This window comes from bacterium, assembly GCA_035559435.1.
GTDB lineage: Bacteria > Zixibacteria > MSB-5A5 > WJJR01 > WJJR01 > JACQFV01.
The window spans coordinates 1-20,138 of record DATMBC010000068.1 but is presented as its reverse complement, the minus strand read 5'-3'; the positions used below and the strand labels follow the sequence as shown (position 1 = coordinate 20,138).

At 64.0% G+C, this 20,138-nt stretch carries 7 protein-coding genes; 6 read left to right on the top strand and 1 reads right to left on the bottom strand.

Annotation, left to right across the window (positions count from 1 at the left end; all coding sequences use genetic code 11):
- Window positions 1-449 precede the first annotated feature (449 nt).
- From VNN55_08095 to VNN55_08070, 6 genes are all read left to right on the top strand, one after another.
- Window positions 450-1,706, top strand: coding sequence for a pyridoxal phosphate-dependent aminotransferase (locus VNN55_08095; protein ID HWO57512.1), 1,257 nt, complete (start codon window positions 450-452; stop codon window positions 1,704-1,706).
- Window positions 1,703-3,343 (top strand): phosphoenolpyruvate carboxykinase (ATP), encoded by a 1,641-nt coding sequence (gene pckA / locus VNN55_08090; protein ID HWO57511.1) that lies wholly within the window; start codon window positions 1,703-1,705, stop codon window positions 3,341-3,343. Before VNN55_08095 ends, pckA begins: the two co-directional genes overlap by 4 nt.
- Window positions 3,344-3,602: 259 nt before the next feature.
- Window positions 3,603-6,044, top strand: coding sequence for a hypothetical protein (locus tag VNN55_08085; GenBank protein HWO57510.1), 2,442 nt, complete (start codon window positions 3,603-3,605; stop codon window positions 6,042-6,044).
- A gap of 164 nt (window positions 6,045-6,208) precedes the next feature.
- Window positions 6,209-7,621, top strand: coding sequence for a type I glutamate--ammonia ligase (gene glnA / locus VNN55_08080; GenBank protein ID HWO57509.1), 1,413 nt, complete (start codon window positions 6,209-6,211; stop codon window positions 7,619-7,621).
- Window positions 7,622-8,287: 666 nt separating this feature from the next.
- Complete coding sequence (locus tag VNN55_08075; GenBank protein HWO57508.1) at window positions 8,288-15,148, top strand: T9SS type A sorting domain-containing protein; 6,861 nt, start codon at window positions 8,288-8,290, stop codon at window positions 15,146-15,148.
- Window positions 15,149-15,624: 476 nt separating this feature from the next.
- A complete protein-coding gene (locus VNN55_08070) occupies window positions 15,625-19,101 on the top strand; it encodes an HYR domain-containing protein (protein ID HWO57507.1) in 3,477 nt (1,158 codons plus the stop codon).
- 77 nt (window positions 19,102-19,178) lie between these two features.
- Here VNN55_08070 and VNN55_08065 read toward each other — a convergent pair.
- A partial coding sequence (locus tag VNN55_08065) for an SBBP repeat-containing protein (protein HWO57506.1) occupies window positions 19,179-20,138 on the bottom strand: 960 nt, incomplete at its 5' end.

The window sequence follows — 20,138 nt, the reverse complement described above, 5'->3', positions numbered from 1 at the left end:
GACGCCGCGACCTCCCGGGTATTCTTGCTGTCGATGTCAGTGTAAGCAGTCCGTTGAGCGTCTGTCGCAAAGTGGCGGCGACGATCCTCCGGCGCAGACCCGCGCCCGTCTCTAGTCGGGTTCCATAGCGCGGGGATTCCTCCAGCAAAAGGTGGCCCTCGAATTCGGCCGAGGCGGATTCGAACCGGACGTGGCACGTGCGGTGTTGAAGCTGCCCGCTGGTGAAGATGTGATGGCGGCGCCCCGGTGGGGCGACGGCCATGACCCGATGGCGAATGACACTATCACCGTTGCGGAACTGTCGGTGCGATGGCAGATTGCGCGGCAGGGATTCGTCTGTCAAAATCGATCCTCTTGTCGCATAATTGGTTGACTGTGGCCGGAGCGAAGGGCAACGATGACGTCCGGTCCCCACGGGGACACACAGCGAAAGTGCGCCGGCTGCGCCCATGGCGCGGGCCGGAGATGATCAGAAGGAGTTCGTGGCGATGAGCATCAGTCAACTGGCCCGGTCGATTGCCGAGTCCCCCACCCTGCGGCTCAACGAGCAGGCGCGCATCCTGCGCGAAAAAGGGGAACCGGTGATCCATCTCGGCGCCGGCGAACCAAAAAGCAAGATCCCGATGGAGGCCATCCGCAACGCGGCAGCGCAGATCACTTCCGGCGAGGTGCGCTACACCCCCACCGACGGGATCCCGGAATTGAAGAAGGCGATCATCCGGTACATGGAGGAGAACTACAACAAGGTGGTCGGCCCGGAACATGTGATCGTCTCCGGCGGCGCCAAGCAGGCGCTCTCCGTCTTGCTGACCGTGTTGATCAACCCCCAGGACGAGGTGATCATCCCGGCGCCGTACTGGGTGAGTTACCCGGAGATGGTGAAGATGGTCTACGGCGTGCCGGTGATCGTGCACGCCGAGGACGGCCGGTTTCAGCCGCGCGCGCAGGACATCAAGGCCGCGGTCAGTTCGTACACCAAGGCGATCGTTCTCAACAGCCCGAACAACCCCTCCGGGGCGGTGTACGCCGATGAGTTCATCGCCGAGATGGTCGATTTCTGCGAGACCAAGGGCATCTATCTCATCTGCGACGACATCTACCACAAGTTGATCTTCGACGGCCGCGCGTTCACGCCGGCCTATAAGTTCGCCAAGGCCAACCTGGAAGAGTCGAAAGTGATCGTCATCAACGGGGTCTCCAAGCTTTACGCGATGACGGGGTTCCGGATCGGCTGGACGGTGGCGCCGAAGAAGATCATCGAGGTGATGATCAATGTGCAGGCGCAGACGACCTCGTGTCCCTCGACCATCTCGCAGGTGGCGTCGGTCGGCGCGCTCAACGGGATTCAAAGCGGGATCGAGAGTCTGCGGCTGACGCTGCAGAACAACCGCAACGTGATGGTGCAGGAACTGCGCACGCTGGACGGGGTGCGCGTGACGGTGCCCGAGGGCACCTTCTACTGCCTGCCGGACTTCCGCGCCTACAACCAGAACTCGGTGGCGCTCTCGGAATTTCTGCTCAACAAGGTGCGGGTGGTGAGCGTCCCGGGCAAGGAATTCGGGATGGAAGGGCACCTGCGGCTGAGTTATTGCGGCACCATCAAGGACATCACCGAGGGCGTGGCGCGCATCAAGTGGGCGCTGGATCCCAACGCGCCCAACGAACTGTTCCTCGGCGACCGGAAACTGGTGAGGGATTGGCTATGAAGTTCTATATCGATATCAAGACGCCGGCGCAGGACATCGCCACCGAGCGCGCCAGCGACTTTCGTCTGAAGGACCAGGGCTTCGGCAAGCTGCATCGGGTCTACTGGAATCTGCGCACCGCGCCCCTGTACGAGGAGGCGGTCTTCCGCCGCGAGGGGCAGATTGGCTACCGGGGGCCGTTCATCGTCAACACCGGCAAGCACACCGCCCGCGCCGCCAACGACAAGTTCATCGTGCGCGAAGCCTCCACCGACGCCCACATCTGGTGGGGGAAATACAACCGTCCCTTCAGCCCCGACAAGTTCAGCGCGGTGATGAACCGTCTGCAGGCCTACTTGCAGGACCGCGATGTCTTCGTGCAGGACTGCTATGTCGGCGCCGACCCCAACTGGAGATTGCCCATCCGCGTGGTCACCGAGCTGGCCTGGCACAGTCTGTTTGCGCGCAACATGTTCATCCCGGTCAATTCGCTGGAGGAACAGCGCCGCCATGTCCCCGAATTCACCATCATCTCGATTCCGTCGTTTAAGGGCGCGCCGGAGATCGACGGCACGCTCAGCCCGACCTTCATCCTGCTGAGCTTCGAGCAGAAGCTGGTGCTGATCGGCGGCACCGGCTACGGCGGCGAGATCAAGAAGTCGGCGTTTACGATTTTGAATTACCTGCTGCCGCTGCAGGGCGTGTTGAGCATGCACTGTTCGGCGAATGTGGGCAAGAACGGCGACTCGGCGCTGTTTTTCGGGTTGTCGGGCACCGGCAAGACCACGCTGTCGGCCGATCCGCGGCGGCGGTTGATCGGCGACGACGAGCATGGCTGGAGCGACGACGGCGTGTTCAATTTCGAGAACGGATGCTACGCCAAGGTGATTGCGCTGTCGCCGACCGCCGAGCCGGAGATCTTTGCCTGCACCCGCCGCTATGGCACCATTCTGGAGAACGTGATCTTTGATCCGGTCAGCCGGATTCCCGATCTGGACGATGACAGCCGCACCGAGAACACGCGGGCCTCCTATCCGCTCGACTACATTGACAACGCGGTGCCGGAGAAGATGGCGGGTCATCCGAAGAACATCGTCATGCTCACCTGCGACGCCTCCGGCGTGATGCCGCCGATCGCGCGCCTGACTCCCGATCAGGCGTTGTACCATTTTATTTCCGGCTACACCGCCAAGGTCAGCGGCACCGAAATTGAGATGGGCAAGGAGCCGGAGATCACCTTCAGCGCCTGCTTCGGCGCGCCCTTCATGGTGCACCATCCGTACTACTACGCCGACCTGCTCAAGCGCAAAATCCTGCGCTATAACGCCTCCTGCTGGCTGGTCAACACCGGCTGGACCGGCGGTCCCTACGGGGTTGGCAAACGGATCAGCATTCGCTACACGCGCGCGCTGCTGGATGCCGCCCTGGAAGGCAAACTCGACAACGTCGAGTATTACCAGGATCCGGTCTTCGGCTTTTCGGTGCCCAGGACCTGTCCCGAGGTGCCCGATCAGGTGCTGCGTCCGGAGAGTTCCTGGGCGGACAAGAAGATGTACCAGCAGAAGTATCGCGATCTGGCAATGCGCTTTGTCGACAACTTCAAGCAGTTCAAGGATGGCTGCCCGCCGGAGATTGTCGCCGCGGGCCCCAAAGTCTGACCCCGCGCCCGCTGATTCCCCAGGGGCCGGTCCGTGCGGACCGGCCCCTCCGCTTTCCGGAATTGCCTCTTTTGCGGCATTGTGTATCTTGGATTCAACTCTGCCCCCATCCGGGGGACGTCGACAGTTTGTGCTGACATAACCCAAGGCGGCATGTCGCCGCCGGGACAGGCGTGTGTGCCTCCCTGGTCACGCACGGTCCTCCGTGTTGCGGCCCGTTGAGCACAGCCACGCAACAATCGGGAGGCAACCGGTTGCGATGACAAGCGGCGCGACGGCACCGGCGAACGGAACATATGGCGATCTGCGCGTCTGCCAGTGGATCATCATGTTGGCGGCCGCCGGCGTGCTGATCCTGGAAGTGGCGATCACGCGGCTGTTCTCGGTCTTGATGTACTATCACTTCGGCTTCATGGCCATCTCGCTGGCGATGTTCGGCCTGGGTGCGTCGGGGCTGTGGCTGTTCGGATTTGAGGATCGCTATCCGGAGCGGCGCTTCCGCGGCAGCGTGGCCTTCTGGTCGATGGCGGCCGCAGTGAGCGCGGCCGCGGCATTGGCGGTCATTCTGCGCATTCCCATCACGTTGGAGTACTCCAACGCCAATGTCGGACGGCTGCTGTTGATCTACGCCGCGTTGCTGGTGCCCTTCTTCTGTGCCGGGATGGCGATTGCGATCATTCTCTTTCGTCGCACGCGGGAGGTGTCGCGGCTGTACTCCTGGGATTTGGTCGGCGCGGCGATTGGGGCGGTGCTGACAGTGGCGCTGTTGAATGTGTTCGGGGCCATCGCCACGTGCCTGATCGCGGCGGGAATCCTGGCGGCCGCGGCGCTGCTGGCGGGTTGGAGCAGCGGCCGCCTGCGGCTGACGGCCGCGGCGCTGTTGGTGCTCGTCGTGGGCGTGACGGTGGTCAACCAATGGGTCGCGGTCTTCCCGTTGAAGTATCTCAAGGGCCGTCCCAAGGAGCCGGTCGCCTTTGAGCGCTGGAACGCGTACTCGTATATCACGGTGCAGAATCCGCCCGGCCGCGGTGATCTGGCGCGGATCGAAATCGACGCCGACGCCGCCACCTTCATTCTCAAGGACCCGTTTGCGGCGATGACGCCGGAGCAGATCCGTGCGTCGGTGGCGCGCACCTGGGCCTCGTCGCTGCCGCACGAGTTGGCCGGCACCGGACGGGTGCTCATCATCGGGCCGGGCGGCGGGCTGGATGTGGTCTTCGCGCTGGCTTGGGGCGCGCGGCGGATCGACGCGGTGGAGCTCAACGGCATCATCGCTGACGACATCATGCGCGGGCGCTACGCCGGCTTTTCCGGCCGCCTCTATGATCGTCCCGACGTCAATCTGGTGGTGGCCGAAGGCCGCTCGTTTGTGCTGCAGAGCCGCGCGCGCTACGATCACATCCAATTGACGCTGGTCGATACCTGGGCGGCGACCGCGGCGGGCGCCTTCAGTCTCACCGAGAATCATCTCTACACGGTGGAGGCGTTTGCCGACTACCTCGCGCATCTTGAAGACGACGGCATCCTATCGATCACGCGCTGGAACTTTCCCAAGCCGCGCGAGGCGCTGCGGCTGATGACGACGGCGTTTGCCGCCGCCGAGCGTCAGGGAATCGCCGATCCCGCGCGGCACATCATCATCGCGTCGATTCCCCTGCCGGGCGCCGGGCTGGAGATGGCCAGTTTCATCTTCCGGCGCGCGCCGATATCACGCGCCGATCACGAAACGGTGATGAACCGCCTGACGGCCACCGGCGGGCATTTGCTCTACTCGCCGTTTGAGCGCATGTGGAACGCCTACGACGATTTCGCCCGTGCCGCCGACCGCGCCGCCTTCATCGCCGGGTATGAGTACAACGTGACTCCGGCGACCGATGATCGGCCGTTTTTCTTCAACATCATCCGCGCCGGCGATCTGCGCGGTCTCTTCGCGCTCGAATTGGAGTCGCGGAAGAACAATCTTGGTATTCTCAATCTGATTGTGGTCGCGGCGGTTTCGGTCCTCCTGGTCGGATTGTTCTTCCTGGGGCCGCTGTTGACATTGCGTCGCGGACGCGACCTCTGGCGAATGCGCGGCGGCGTGCCGATGATGTCATACTTCATTGCCATCGGATTGGGGTTCATCCTGGTCGAAGTTGGATTGATCCAGACTTTCGTCCTCTATCTCGGTCATCCGGTGCATGCGCTGACGGTGATTCTCAGCGCGCTTCTGGTCAGCGCCGGCGCGGGGGCGTTGTACAGCCGGCGGCTGTCGGTGGAGCGCTGCCGACGGTATCGCGGCGGGCGATTGGCGGCGATCGTCGGCGCCATCCTGCTGGCGCAGGCGCTGCTGCCCGCACTGTTGAGCGCGACCTTCGTATTGCCATTGGGCGCGCGTGTGGCGATTACAGTTTTGCTGCTGGCGCCTCTGGGCTTCCTGTTGGGGCAGCCGTTCCCGATCGGGCTCAAGCACGTTGAGAGCCGCCGCCATGACATGGTGCCCTGGGCGTGGGGCCTCAACGGCGCGGCTTCGGTGCTGGGGTCGGTGGCCGCCATCGCCTTGGCGATGCTCTGGGGGTACCGTGTGGTGGTCATCGTCGGCGCGGGCTGCTACGCGCTGGCATGGCTGTGTCTGTGGCGATCGCCGGGGGAGCCGGATGCAATGGCTGCGGAGGGCGCACCGAGCGATGTCATTCTCACCGCGCTGCGACGACACGCCTGACAAAACTTTGCCGGTTGGCGATTGCGGCGTGACTCCCGCGCCGGGAGCGGTTGCTATCTTTCCCCTCGCAGGCGGGCACCGCGGCGCTCTGCCGTCCTCGCGTCTGCGCCCGGCGCTGTGACGGCGGCGGGATCAACGGGTAGCGCCATTTCAGGAGTTTGCCGATGACACTCGCCTCACTGCAGGAGCTGGCCAAACGCCACCGGACCGAATTCCTCGATTTGAAATTCTGCGATCTGAGCGGTAGCTGGCATCATGTAACGCTGCCGATCGCGTCGTTGGGCAAGGGGCTGTTTGAATCGGGCGTGGGCGTCGATGGGTCATCGATGCCGGGATTCGCGTCGATCGAGCGCGGCGACATGATTCTGCTGCCCGATCCCGCCACGGCATTCATGGATCCGTTCTTCGAGCGGCCGACGCTGTCGCTCATCGGCGACATCATGGAGTCGGGCGCGGCGATCACGCCATACTCGCGCAATCCCCGGCGGGTGGCCTCCGACGCCGAAGCGTATCTGCGCAAGACGGTGAAGGGGGCCGATGCCATCCTGGGGCCGGAGTTCGAATTCTACGTCTTTGACCGGGTCGACTTTTCGCAGCGGCCGGAGCATGCGTTCTATGAATTGCACGCCAACGAGGCGATCTGGAACGCCGGCGTGGAGGAAGAGTCGCTCGCGTACAGGATTCCATACAAGCGCGGCTACCATGTCGCGCCGCCTCTGGACCGCACCTTCAACCTGCGCTCGGAGATCGCGGTGCTGATGGCCGCGGCCGGGATCGGTATGAAGTACCATCACCACGAGGTTGGCGGCGCGGGACAGCACGAGATCGAAATCGAGTTTTCGCCGCTGCTGAAGGCGGCCGATCAGACGCTGTTGGTCAAATACATCATCAAGAACCAATGCTTCCGCCTGCACAAGTCGGCGACGTTCATGCCCAAGCCGCTGTTCAACGAGCCGGGTTCCGGGTTGCACGTGCATCAGTATCTGGCTGACGCGAAGGGATCGCTGTTCTACGACGCCAAATCGCCGTCACGGCTCTCGCGCCTGGGGCTGCACTACGTTGGCGGTCTTTTGGCGCACGCCGATTCGCTTTTGGCCTTCACCAACCCGTCGACCAACTCGTTCAAGCGGCTGGTGCCGGGCTTCGAGGCGCCGGTGGCGGGCACGTACGGCACCGGCAACCGCACCGCCTGCGTGCGCATCCCCGGCTATCAGCGCGATCCGAAAAAGATGCGCGTCGAGTTCCGTCCTCCTGACGGCACGATGAACGCCTACCTGGCCTACGCGGCGATGTTGATGGCGGGACTGGACGGGATCAAACGCAAGATCGACCCGGGCACGCCGCTGGAGAAAAACGTCGAGACACTGACCGCACGGGAGCGTCACCAGATCCACCAGTTGCCCACGTCGCTCAACAAGGCGCTGAACGCGCTCATCGATGATCATGCATACCTATTGCAGGGCGGCGTCTTCACCGAGGATCTGCTGATCAGCTGGATGAATCTGAAGCGGACGGATGTCCAGGAAATCCGCAGCCGGCCGACGCCGTACGAGTTTGAGATGTACTACGACTGCTGATCCGGCGCACGGCCGGGCCGACGGCTGCGTAACAACGCGTTGCCTGGCGGGACTAAAATATTGGGGGAAGCGCCGGCGCCATGTCCCACAGAATCGCGCGACGGTCGCTATTTTTTTCGATGGGATAGGTCGACGTGATCGGTCGTTGCTTCCCGCGCTGTGCCATGGTGATTTCTAACTTCGGCTTAAACGCCCCCTGTGAAGGTCCGGTTTTCTCTCGGTCAGCGGAATGGTTCGTCGTCAAGCATCGAGATAGTTTTTGTCATATTTGCGAAGATTGCCGCGATAGTGGCTTGACATCTCGCCGGGGAGTGGTTTAATACGGCCAGTTGTAGACATTGCCGTCAGCAGAGACGCTCGTCGGCGCCTTTGTGTCGGTTCGCGGCAGGGTTGGAATGTTGATGACAACTGCTAAGGTGACGTTGTTGCCCCGATGTCGACGGGGGAGAGAGTGACGGTGCCCACGATCAGTATTCAGGGTCGAGCGGGCACCCCAAGCTTACGGAGTCTGCCTATGAGTGTGTTGCCTTCCTGACGGTTTTTCTGCTGTAGATGTCGGTCTGATCCGTTACACGCGCGCAATTCACAGTTTGACACAACTTCATCGTTCACCGGAAGCGGGCGTTGTCGTACGTCCGGTTCCAGCATGTCAGCGGAGGAGGAGATATGCGCAATGTGAAGTGGTGGTGGTTTCTCGCGGTGGCAGTGGCGGTCGTCGCGGCAGCCGGCACGTCGGCACAGGCGACGACGTACAACCTGACCTTTGGCGCGCCTTACGCCGCGGCCTCGTTCATCACGCCGTCCACCGCAGCCCAATACCTGGGAGCCGGTTCGTGGTATGAGCAATATCCCAGCGGCAAGACCGAGATCTACGTCGATCCCGCGGCGCAATTCGGCGCGTCGTTCACGATCGACCAGATCCAGAGCGTGGTCTACCACACGCTCAACGACGCCACCAATCCGAGCGGCGTCGACTTCTACATGTTGATCTACACGGCGCTGGAAAGCAGCGACAACGACGCCTCGTGGTACAACAAGCGGTTGAACGCCGAACCGTACCTGAGCAACGGGTATGTGCCGCCGACCGCGGGCGTGTGGAACACCTGGACCACGGATGCGCCGACCAACCAGCTCACATTCTTCGACGCCAACAACAACGGCGGGAATTTCGGGTTCTATGGCCAGCCGACGCTGGCGGACCTGCAGGCCGGCGCGATCAACTGGTCCACCTGGCCCGGCAATCCCACTGCGGGCTCGGCCGATCCGAATCCGATCGATTACGGCGCCAAGACCGTCAAGTATCTCAACTGGTCGACGGGCAGCGGCTGGGCCGCGTTCGCCGGCTACATCGACGCGATCGAGATCAATCTGACCACGGGCGACAGCTACGTGATCGATCTCGAAGCGAAGACCGATCCGGTCTATGTCGATGACGACTGGGCGGGCACGGCGCCGGGCGTGGAAGTCGAGCCCGGAAAGTTCTTCGGCTGGAACGCTTTTGCCACCATCCAGGATGGCATCAACAACGTGAGCGGCTCGACGGTCTACGTCGCCGCTGGCACGTATGTCCTGGCCAGCACGATCAACGTCAACCTGCCGAACCTGGTGCTCGAAGGCGCCGGCGCCGGCAACACCATCGTGCAGGTCTCCAAGGCGGTCGGCTACGCGTTCAACGTGACTGGCGCCGGATCGGTGATCCGGGGCTTCACGGTGGAAAAGACCGACCTGCTGTCCGTGCACAACCTCGCGCTGATCAACGCGAACAACGTGACGATCGAGAACAACGAGTTCTTCGGTCCCGATCCGGGTTCGCCGTGGTCGGTCAACGGCCTGGTCAGCCGGGCGATGGAAGTCGCCGGCGGCCTCAGCGGGCTGGTGATCCAGAACAACACGATCCACACGCTGCGCCAGCCGGCCTACATCAATCCGGGCACAGTGGGCACGGTGACCGGCAACCACGTGTACGGCACGCGCGGGTGGGTCAACGACGGCGGGCAGATCACGTTTACCGGCAACGACTGGCCCTGCCCGGGCAACCAGGGCGCGGACATCGCGCTGCTGGCGAGCGTGAATCCGGTCTGGTATCCGGATCTGTTCGCGCTGTCGGTGGGCAACGATGACGCCTACATCTCGGCGCAGTACGTCGGCGGCAAGAGCGGCCGCGCGTACTCCTACGTCGACATCGCCGCCGCCCCCGGCGGCAACGGCCACTCCTGCCATCCGTATCAGTCCGCCGCCACCGGCGCGCTCAACACGCTGCCGACCGGCACCTGCTACGTGGCTTCGGGTGTCTACGAGGAGCAGGTCGAGATCAAGGAGAACATCACGGTGCAGGGCGACGGGATGGGCTCGACGATCATCCGCTGCCCGGTTGCGTTGACCAAGTTCTTCTTCTCCGCGCCCTATAACAACTACCCGGTCGTGTATATCCATGACGTTGCGTCCATGGCGATCCGCGATCTGACGGTGGACGGCTATGGCCGCGGCAACGCGCACTACCGCTTCATCGGCGTGGGCTTCCGCAACGCCGGCGGCGTGGTGGATCACGTCGAAGTGACCGACGTGCGCGATACCCCGTTCAGCGGCACACAGCACGGCGTGGGCGTCTACGCCTACAACGTCGACGGCGTCGCGCGCAGCATCGAAGTCGGGAACTGTTCGATCCACGACTTCCAGAAGAACGCGATGGCGCTCAACGCCGCCGCGGGCACGTCGCTGACCACCAATGTCCACGACAACACGATCGTGGGCTACGGCGCGACGACGGTGACGGCGCAGAACGGCATCCAGATCTACACGCCGGGCAGCTCCGGCAGCGTCACCAACAACACCGTCTCGGCGATCGCCTACGATAACACGTTGTCGAGCACGAAGTGGGTGGCCACCAGCATTCTGAACTTCTACACCGACCTGCAGATTGTCGGTAACACGATCTCGCAGGCGCACATGGGCATCTACAACATCGACGGGAACGCCACGATCGCCGAGAACGACATCACGATCGAGAAGATCGGCGTGTACGCCTTCGGCATCATCGCCAGCGATCCGCCCAAGGCGGTTCCCTCGCCGGTGGACGAGATCACGCCGTTTAGCGCGGCGCCCTCCGGCGACCGCATGGCGGCCTCCGCCGCGGCGGTGGTCGCGGTCGATGTCCTGCGCAACGAACTGACCTTCAGCGGCATGGACAACACCGCCACCTACGCGATCGAAGCCGACGCCGGCTACGGTCCCAATGACCTGGCCTTCTACGCGGCCGAGAACGTCGTGACCGGGTTTGAAGTCGGCGTGGAGGTTTATCAGTGCCAGTCCGGCTGCGACGTGGGTGTCTTCACCTCCGCGAAGGCCTACTCAAACAGTCTGGCCGGAAACACCTTTGGCATGCGCTCGAATTGGTCGAGCGTGGCCGATGGATCGGGCAACTGGTGGGGCAGCACCGATCCGCTCGCGGTGGCCGGTGAAGTCAGCGGCGTGGTCGACTACTCGCCCTGGCTGGACGGCAACGACATCGACGGCGTCACCATGGGCTTCCAGGGTGACTTCTCGGCGCTCTGGGCCGATGACGACAGCCCGGTCGCCGGCGCCGATCACCACTTCCAGGAAGCGGTGAACATGGTGAGCGGCAGCACGATCTACCTCATGCCGGGCACCTATGTCGGGCAGACGGTGATCAACGGGTTTGCCGATCTCGATGTCATCGGTTCGGGCGTCGGGGTGACGATCATCAATCCGCCGGCGACGACGATGGCGTACAACTACACCACGCCGTCGAACAACCGCGCGGTAATCGCGATCGTCAATTCCGATGATGTGGCCATCTCCGACCTGACCGTGGACGGCCTGGGGAAGGGCAACATCAACAACCGCTTCGTCGGCATTGCGTTCTTCGAATCGGGCGGCAGCGTGACCGATTGCGAAGTGAAGGACATCCGCAACACGCCGATCGACGGGATCCAGGGCGGCAACGCGATCTATGGCTACAATTTTGCCGCGCCGGCGCGCACGGTGTCGGTCAGCGGTTGCCACGTGATCGGGTTCCAAAAGGGCGGCATCGTGATGAACGGTGACTACCTCACCGCCAACGTGGTCGACAATGACGTGGATGGCTACGGTCCGGCGAATTTCATCGCCATGAACGGCATCCAGATCGGCTGGAACGCGGCGGGCGTCGTCGACAACAATCGCGTCTATGGCTGCTCGTACACGGGCCCGAACTGGTCGTCGGCGGGCATCCTCATCTACGGCTACCCGGTCAGCTACGAGGCGGTGCAGGTGGTCGGCAACGAAGTCGACGAGTGCCAGACGGGCATCTACTTCGTGAACATCGGCGGCAACATCGACAACAACACCGTGACCAACACTTCGGCCGGCACCGGGACCTACTACTGGGGTATCATCGCCGACCCCGGTGACATCAAGGGCCGCAAGCCGCAGCCATTCGAAGAGACCGTCGCGGCCTCGTCGTTGGGCAGCATGGCCGCCGGCGTCAACGCCATCGCGACGTCCGCAACCGGCAACGTCCTCGACGGTGACGGCGACGGAGTGGGCATTGGCGCCTACAGTTGGTCGGTGGCCAACGGTGGCGAAGGCACGCTCAACTTCTCCGCCAGCAACAACGTCATCACCGAGTTCGGCGTCGGCATGGAATTGTATGAAGACAACGACGCGGTGTTGACATCGACTCTGACCTACAACAAGATCTTCTACAACGAGCTGGGTCTGTACAACGGGAACGGCACGGTGGACGCGCAGTTCAACTCGATCTGCTACAACACCACCAACGCCGACGACAACACGGCGGGCAACTACTACAACGCCAACTGCTGGAGCGATTGGAACGGCGTGCAGCCGTACGCGGTCGGCGGCGCCGGCGCCAATGTCGACAATGCCGCGACCAGCGGTTGCGGGTTTGACCTCACGCCGGATGCCATCGCCTATGATTGCGAAGGCACCTTCAGCGTCGATGTCACAATCGGCGAGTCGGTCACAGGCGTGTCGCTGGCCGATGTCATCCTGATGGTTCCTCCGTCTCTGACGCTGGTGAACATGTCGACGCCGCAGCCGGGCTGGTTGTTGTCCTACTCGACCCCGGGCGGCGGGCAGCACAATTTCACGCTGCAGAACGCCAGCGCGACGCTGGACGGCCCGGCGGTGCTGTTCACGGTCACGTTCAGCGGCTCGGAAAGCTGCATCAACTCCGTGATCGACATGACCTACGGCAGATTGTATGAGGATCTCGGCCGCACGATGCAGATACCGGCGTCGCTGGCCCCGTCGGTGGCGTTGACCTCCGATTGCGCCGATCCGTCGGGCATCACGGTCAACAGCCCGGCTCCGGGCGCCTGCTATGGGCCGGCGCCGGTGCTGGACATCTCCGCGACCGATGATTGCGATCTGGATGCGGTCTACTACCAGATTGACGGCTGCGCCGGCACCTGGCAGCCGATCGCGACCGGCTTGACGGGCACGGCGTACAGCAATGCCGCGTGGGAGATTCCAGGTTATGCGGGCCTCTCCGGCGGCGAGCATTGCGTGTACTTCTTGGTGGTCGACGACTTCGGACGCAGCAACGCGGATGCCTGCACCTTCCAGTGGTGCTTCACCCGCGACCTGACCGGTCCGGAGATTGTCTGCCCGGCCGATTTCACGGTGGAGTGTGAAGCCGATATCCCGGCCTGCAATCCGAACAACGCGACGGCGACCGACGCCTGCGGCGGCCCGGTGACAATCACCTGCTCCGATGGCGTGTTCACCGGCGATCCGTGCGGCGGCACGCTCACCCGCACCTACACCGCGACCGACCAGTTCGGCAACACATCGTCCTGCGACCAGGTCATCACGGTCCTCGACACGCAAGCGCCGGTCATCACCTGCCTGCCCGACATCTCGGTGCAGCGTCTGCTTGACCTGCCGCCGTGCGATGAGGGCGATGTGACGGTGACCGACAACTGCGGCGGCGCCATCACGGTGACCTGCGAGCGCTCGAGCCTGGGTGGCGTGGGTTGCAGCGACGTCCCGGCGCTGGTGTACTACACGTACACGGCGACCGACGTGTGCGGCAACAGCGCGACCTGCCAGCGCGTGGTCACGGTCCTGCGTCCCGACTGTCCGTTCGCGGTCAGCGCCGGTGACGGCAGCGGCGTGGTCAACGCGTTTGCCGGCCAGACGCTGACGCTGCCGGTCAACGTCGACGAGATCTCCACCGAGGTATCGTCGTTTGATCTGGCGCTGCGCTATGACAAGAGCGCGGTCACGGTCCAGAGCGTGGACCGCGGCGAGGCGCTGGCGGCCTGGGAGTACTTCAGCTATCGTCTGGAGACCAGCGAATCCGACGGTTCGGGCATCGTCCGCCTGATCGGCATGGCGGATCTCAACAACGGCGTCAATCCGCCGCTGTCCGCCTACATGCCGTTGGGCGCGATCGCCAACATCCGCCTCAGTGTCAACGCCGATCCGAGCTACATCGGCCGCTCGATCAACCTGGAGCCCTGCCTCAACGGTTGCACGGACAACACCGTGGTGACCCGCAGCGGGGCCAAGACGATCGTCATGGCCGAGTCCGATGTCGAGGGTTGCACGTCGTCGCTGTCCGGCACGGTGGTGACAGGTGTCCGGTTTGCCGGCCTCCGTCTCGATGTGGCCAAGCCGCAGAGCACGACGGGCGACATCAACCTCAACGGCATGGGCTATGAGGTGGGCGACATTGTGGTGCTGACCAACTACCTGGTCAACGGGTTCTCGGCGCTGTCCGAGGATGCGTCGCTGCGTGAGTTGCAGCTGGCGGCTTCGGATGTCAACGCCGACGGCGTGCTGATGACCGTAGCCGATCTGCGGTACCTGTTGCGGGTGGTGGCGGGCGAGGCCGCGCCGATTCCGGGCGCCAAGCTGTCGCCGTATGCCCCCAACGCCCAAGCCGAGTACCGGATTGAAGACGGCCGTCTGACGGTCTCGACGAACGCCGCGGTCGATCTGGGCGGCGCGCTCTTCATCTTCCGCACCGAAGGCCTGAGCGTCGGTTCGCCGGCGTTGTCGGAGGCGGCGGCGGGAATGAACGTCCGCGTCAACTCGGGCAACGGCGAGTGCCGGGTGCTGGTGTCCACGACGCTTGAGAGCATGGCGTCTGTCAGCGCGGGACACCGCGAGTTGTTCAGCGTTCCGGTGACGGGTGATGGCACAGCCGACTTGATCGAGGTTCAGATGTCCGACGCCGACGGCGCGCTGCTGGCGGTGACGGCGTACAAGAGCGTTCTGCCGACCGACTACGCGTTGGAGCAGAACTACCCGAACCCGTTCAACGCCGGCACGGTCATCCCGTTCGCGCTCAAGGATGCCTCGGAGTGGACGGTCACCATCTACAACGTGATGGGCCAGGTGGTGCGGACTTTTACGGGCCGCAACGACGCCGGCCGTGTCACGGTAACGTGGGATGGCGCCGATCATAACGGCGCGGCGGTCTCCAGCGGCGTCTACTTCTATCGCGTGCAGACTGATAACTGGCACGCCACGAAGAAGATGACGCTGGTCAAGTAAGTCCGCTGTCGTAGCCATCGTAAGTCCGGAAGCCCGCGGCCAATCAGGCCGCGGGCTTCTCTTTGGGCTCCCCGAGGTAAGCCGGCGAACGCTGATGGCGGAAATTGCGCTTGACTAAACCGCCTGTCGCGGATGAAGTTAAAGGCGCTGGAAGTCTGTACGCACACGTGGCAGGAGCAATTCCATACTCATACCGAACCTGAGGGCGCGTCTTGCCTGCCTCAGGGTGCCAACAAACGGAGATTCTGTTCGGAACACGGGTGCGGTAACCCGCAGCCCGGTTGTGTCCGCATCATGACGGATCGCTCGTGGTGCGCTGGCGCATCCCGCCAAACAGGGAGGTGTCCCAAACACGGTCGGCACGGATCGCCCCGACGCCTGACTCACTGCGCAATTCATGGATGTATCGGTCAGTTATTTCCTGATGCCGAATCGCGTCGCTACGCAGTATTCGACTCAGCAAGGAGGGAAGTGGGATGACAGATCGACACGGGATCTACACACGGATGTTTCTCGGGATTATCGTCGCGCTCGTTGTCTGGGCTGCCGGCGCCGGTTCGGCGCTGGCCGAGCCGGACGCCTGCGTTCTGACGATCACCTGTCCCCCGAACAAGACCATCGAATGCAATCAATCCACCGAGCCGTGGAACACGGGAACGGCCTCGTTTACGGCCAACGCGGATTGCGGTCCGGTGACGCTCACGCACAGCGACGCGGTGACGCCGGGCGCCTGCCCGGCGGCGCGGACGATCACGCGCACCTGGACGGCGACGCCCTCCAGCGGGGCGCCGGTGTCCTGTGTGCAGACGATCACGGTTGTGGACACGCAGGGACCATCGTTCTCGGCCGGCTGCAATCGGAATGTCACGTACCAGTGCGTCGCCGAAGTCCCGCCGCCCGGCCTGGGCGGGATCGGCCCGATCGACAATTGCGACCCCTCGGTGACGCTGACGAGCGCGCGCACATCCAACGGCGGCGCCGGCTGCGTCGGTAATCCGCTCATCATCACCGACACCTACACCGCGACCGACGACTGCGGCAACTCCTCGCAGTGCGTGCGCACTTACACGGTGATCGACAACACGCCGCCGACGATCTCCTGTCCGCCGGCGTTGACGATCAGCGGTCCGATTCCACCGTGCAATCCCGGTGACGCGACCGCTGCGGACAACTGCGGTTCGGTGACGGTCACGTGCACGGACGGCCCGATCACCGGCGACCCCTGCTCCGGCTATTTCACGCGGACCTATACGGCCACCGACAACTGCGGCAACACCGCCTCGTGCGGTCAGCTCATCACCTTCACCGACAACGAGCCGCCGACGATCGTCTGTCCGGCTGATTTCGCGGTGGAGTGCGTGGAAGACGTGCCGCCGTGTAATCCCGCCGATGCGACCGTGACCGACGGTTGCGGACCGGTCACCGTCCTCTGCGACCAGGGACCGCTGGTCGGCGGGCCCTGCGGCGGGACGATCACCCGGACTTATACCGCCACCGACGCGGCGGGAAATACCGCCTCCTGCACGCAGACGGTCACTGTCGACGACACCACGCCGCCGGTCTTTACCAGTTGTCCGCCCACACTGACGGTCCAGTGCCTCAGCGAAGTGCCGCCCTGCGCTCCGACGGATGTGACGGTCACGGACAATTGCGGGGCGCCGGTGACGGTGACCTGCACCGACGGGGCGCTCTCCGGCGATGCCTGCGACGGCACCATTGTGCAGACCTACACGGCCACCGACGCCTGCGGCAACGTCGCGGTGTGTGAGCGGCTGATTGTGATCGCCGACGAGACGCCGCCCGTGATCTCCGGTTGCCCGGCGACGCTGACCGTCGCCTGCATCGGTGACATTCCGCCCTGCAGCACCGCGGTCATTTCGGCCACCGACAATTGCGGCGGAGTGGTGACGGTTACCTGCAGCGACGCGCCTCTCCAAGGGGAACCGTGCGGCGGCTCTGTGCTGCGCACCTACCTGGCATCCGATGCCTGCGGGAACACCGCGTCCTGTACGCAGATGATCATTGTGGACGACAACACACCGCCCACGATCGTCTGCCCGCCCTCGACGACGGTCGAATGCGGTTCCGAAATTCCGCCGTGCTCGCCGGCGGACGTCAGCGTTTCCGACAATTGCGGCGGCCCGGTGACCGTGACCTGCTCCGAGTCGCCGCTGACTGGCGATCCTTGCGCGGGTTCAGTGATCCGGACATACACCGCCACCGACGAATGCGGCAATTCGGCGTCGTGCACGCAGACGATCAATGTCGTCGACAACACGCCGCCGACGATCACCTGCCTGCCCAACATCACGGTGCAGCGGATCCTCGATCTGCCGCCGTGCAACGTCAATGACGTGACCGTGACGGACAATTGCAGCGCCGACATCACGGTGACGTGCAGCCGTCGCGGGCTGGGCGGCATCGGTTGCACCAACATGCCGATTCCGGTGACCTATACGTTCAAGGCCACCGACGCCTGCGGCAATGAGGCGCAGTGCGTGCGCATCGTGACCGTGCTGCGTCCCGACTGCCCGTTCTCGCTGGTGGCCGGCGACGGCGGCGGCGTGATCGATGCGCTGTCCGGCCAGACGTTGACGGTTCCGATTCGTGTCGATGAGGCCGCCAGCGAGATCTCGTCATTCGAGTTGGCAGTGCGTTACGACGGCGAGGCGGCAACGGTGCTCGGTGTCGAACGCGGCGCGGCGCTGGCCGGCTGGGAGCATTTCAGCTATCGGCTGGAGACGGCGCTGGACGGCGCCGGGATCATCCGGCTCACGGGCATTGCGGACTTGAACAACGGGGCATCGCACCCGCCCGTCACGGCGTTCTTGCCGCTGGGGGCCATTGCCAATGTCCGGCTGGCCATCAACGCCGATCCGGCCCACGCCAATCGGGCCTTCGCTCTGACGCCCTGCCTGGACGGGTGCCGCGACAACACGGTCGTCAGCCGTGACGGCGAAATGACCTTCGTCATGGCCGAGTCAGACATCGAGACCTGCGAGCCGACGTTGTCCGGCGCGGTGCTCACCGGGGTGCGGTTTGAAGGTGTGCAGTTGAATGTTCGCCGCCCGCAACGCATGACCGGCGATCTGAATCTGAATGGATCGGCCTACGAGGTCGGCGACGTGGTCCTGCTGACCAATTACCTCATTTATGGAATGGCGGCCCTGGCCAACGAGACGACGCTGCGCGAGGCGCAACTGGCGGCTTCGGATGTCAACGATGACGGCATCCGGATGACGGTGGCCGATCTGCGCTACCTGCTGCGTGTGGTTGCCGGCGACGCGCAGCCGCCTGAGTCGGGCGCCAAACTGTCGCCCTTTGCGGCTGAGGGCCGCGCGCAGTTCAGCGTTGACCATGACCTGCTGACAGTGGCGACGGATGCGAGCGTCGACCTGGGAGGCGCGTTGTTTGTCTTCCGCGCCCGCGGCCTGTCGCTCGGAGCCATCCTGCCGAACGATGCGGCTTCCGGCCTCGCCTTCCGTTCGCATGCCACGGATGGCGAAATCCGCGTGCTGGCGGCGCCGACGGAAGGCCTGGGCACGATCGCCTCCGGACAGCGGACGCTGTTTACGGCGCTGGTGAGCGGTTCTGGGTCGATCGAGCTGGTCGAGGTGCAACTGTCGGATGCGCAGGGCGCGCTTTTGTCGACCGCGGCACACAAGGGGGTGGTGCCGGCCGACTACGCGCTCGAGCAGAACTACCCGAATCCATTCAACGCCGGCACGGTGATCCCGTTCGCGCTGAAGGAGGCGTCCGACTGGTCGCTGACCATCTATAATGTGATGGGCCAGGTCACGCGCAACTACACCGGTCGCGGCGAGGCCGGTCGGATCACGGTCGCCTGGGATGGCGCCGATCAGAACGGCGCGGCCGTCGCCAGCGGCGTCTATTTCTACCGTTTGGAAACCGCGCAATGGAGCGCGACGAGGAAGATGATCCTCGTTAAGTAATCCGCGCCGGATCATGACAACACGACGCCCGCGGCCGGTCCGGCCGCGGGCGTTGTTTCATTTGGTCGTTCATTGGACTACAGGCAGGGATCGCAATACTCCGTGGCCGGCGAACCGCCGCGGAAGGCGACGCTGATGATCTTGACAACGTCCACGATGTCGGTGGTCCCTGAGCAGTTCACATCGGTATTCTCGCGCGGGCAGGTGGGCGAGGGATCGATGACCGCCGCGCCGCCGCGGAAGGCGACGCTGATCGTTTTGACGACATCGAGCACATCGCTGCGGATGCCGTCGCAGGCGGGATCGGCGGCGCAGAGGCACAGGCAGCCGCCGCACTCGTTGACGCCCATGCCCGAGAGAATCGCGAGGACGCCGTCGTTGTTGCCATTGAAGGAGCCGTCATAGGGTGCGGCAACGGGGAAATCAGACGAACTGGTCACGCCGGCGACGTAGACGCGTCCGCCGCGCAGCAGGATGGCGTTGTTGAACTCAAAGTCCGCGCCGCCCAGAAAGGTGGCGGCAACCAGCGCGGAACCGTCGGCGGAAAGCCCGGCCACGACCAGGTCGGAGCCGCCGTTGTGGGAATCGTCGAAGGCCTGCGCTGTCGGGAAATCGGTCGAGTAGGTGTAGCCGGAGACATAGACCTGGCCGCAGAGATCCACCGCCGCCAGGCCGTTGAAATCTTCCGCCGAGCCGCCCAGCAAGGTGCTGAACCGCAGCGACTGGCCGCTGGAGTCCACGCGCATGACGAAGAGGTCTTGCAGCCCGTCGATCGTGTTGTCATAGGCGTTCTGCAGCGGGAAATCCTGCGAGCGGGTTACCCCGCCCAGATACACAAATCCCGAATCATCCAGCGCCAGCCCGACGCCATAATCGCTGTCGTCGCCGCCGAGGTAGGTGCTGTACTCGAACGCGGAGCCGGCGGGATTGAGGCGGGCCAGAAAGACATCGCGATCGCCGCCGTTGAAGCTGTTGTCCATGGCGTTGACGGCGGGGAAATTGGGCGAGGTGGTCCAGCCGCGCACGTGCGCGCGTCC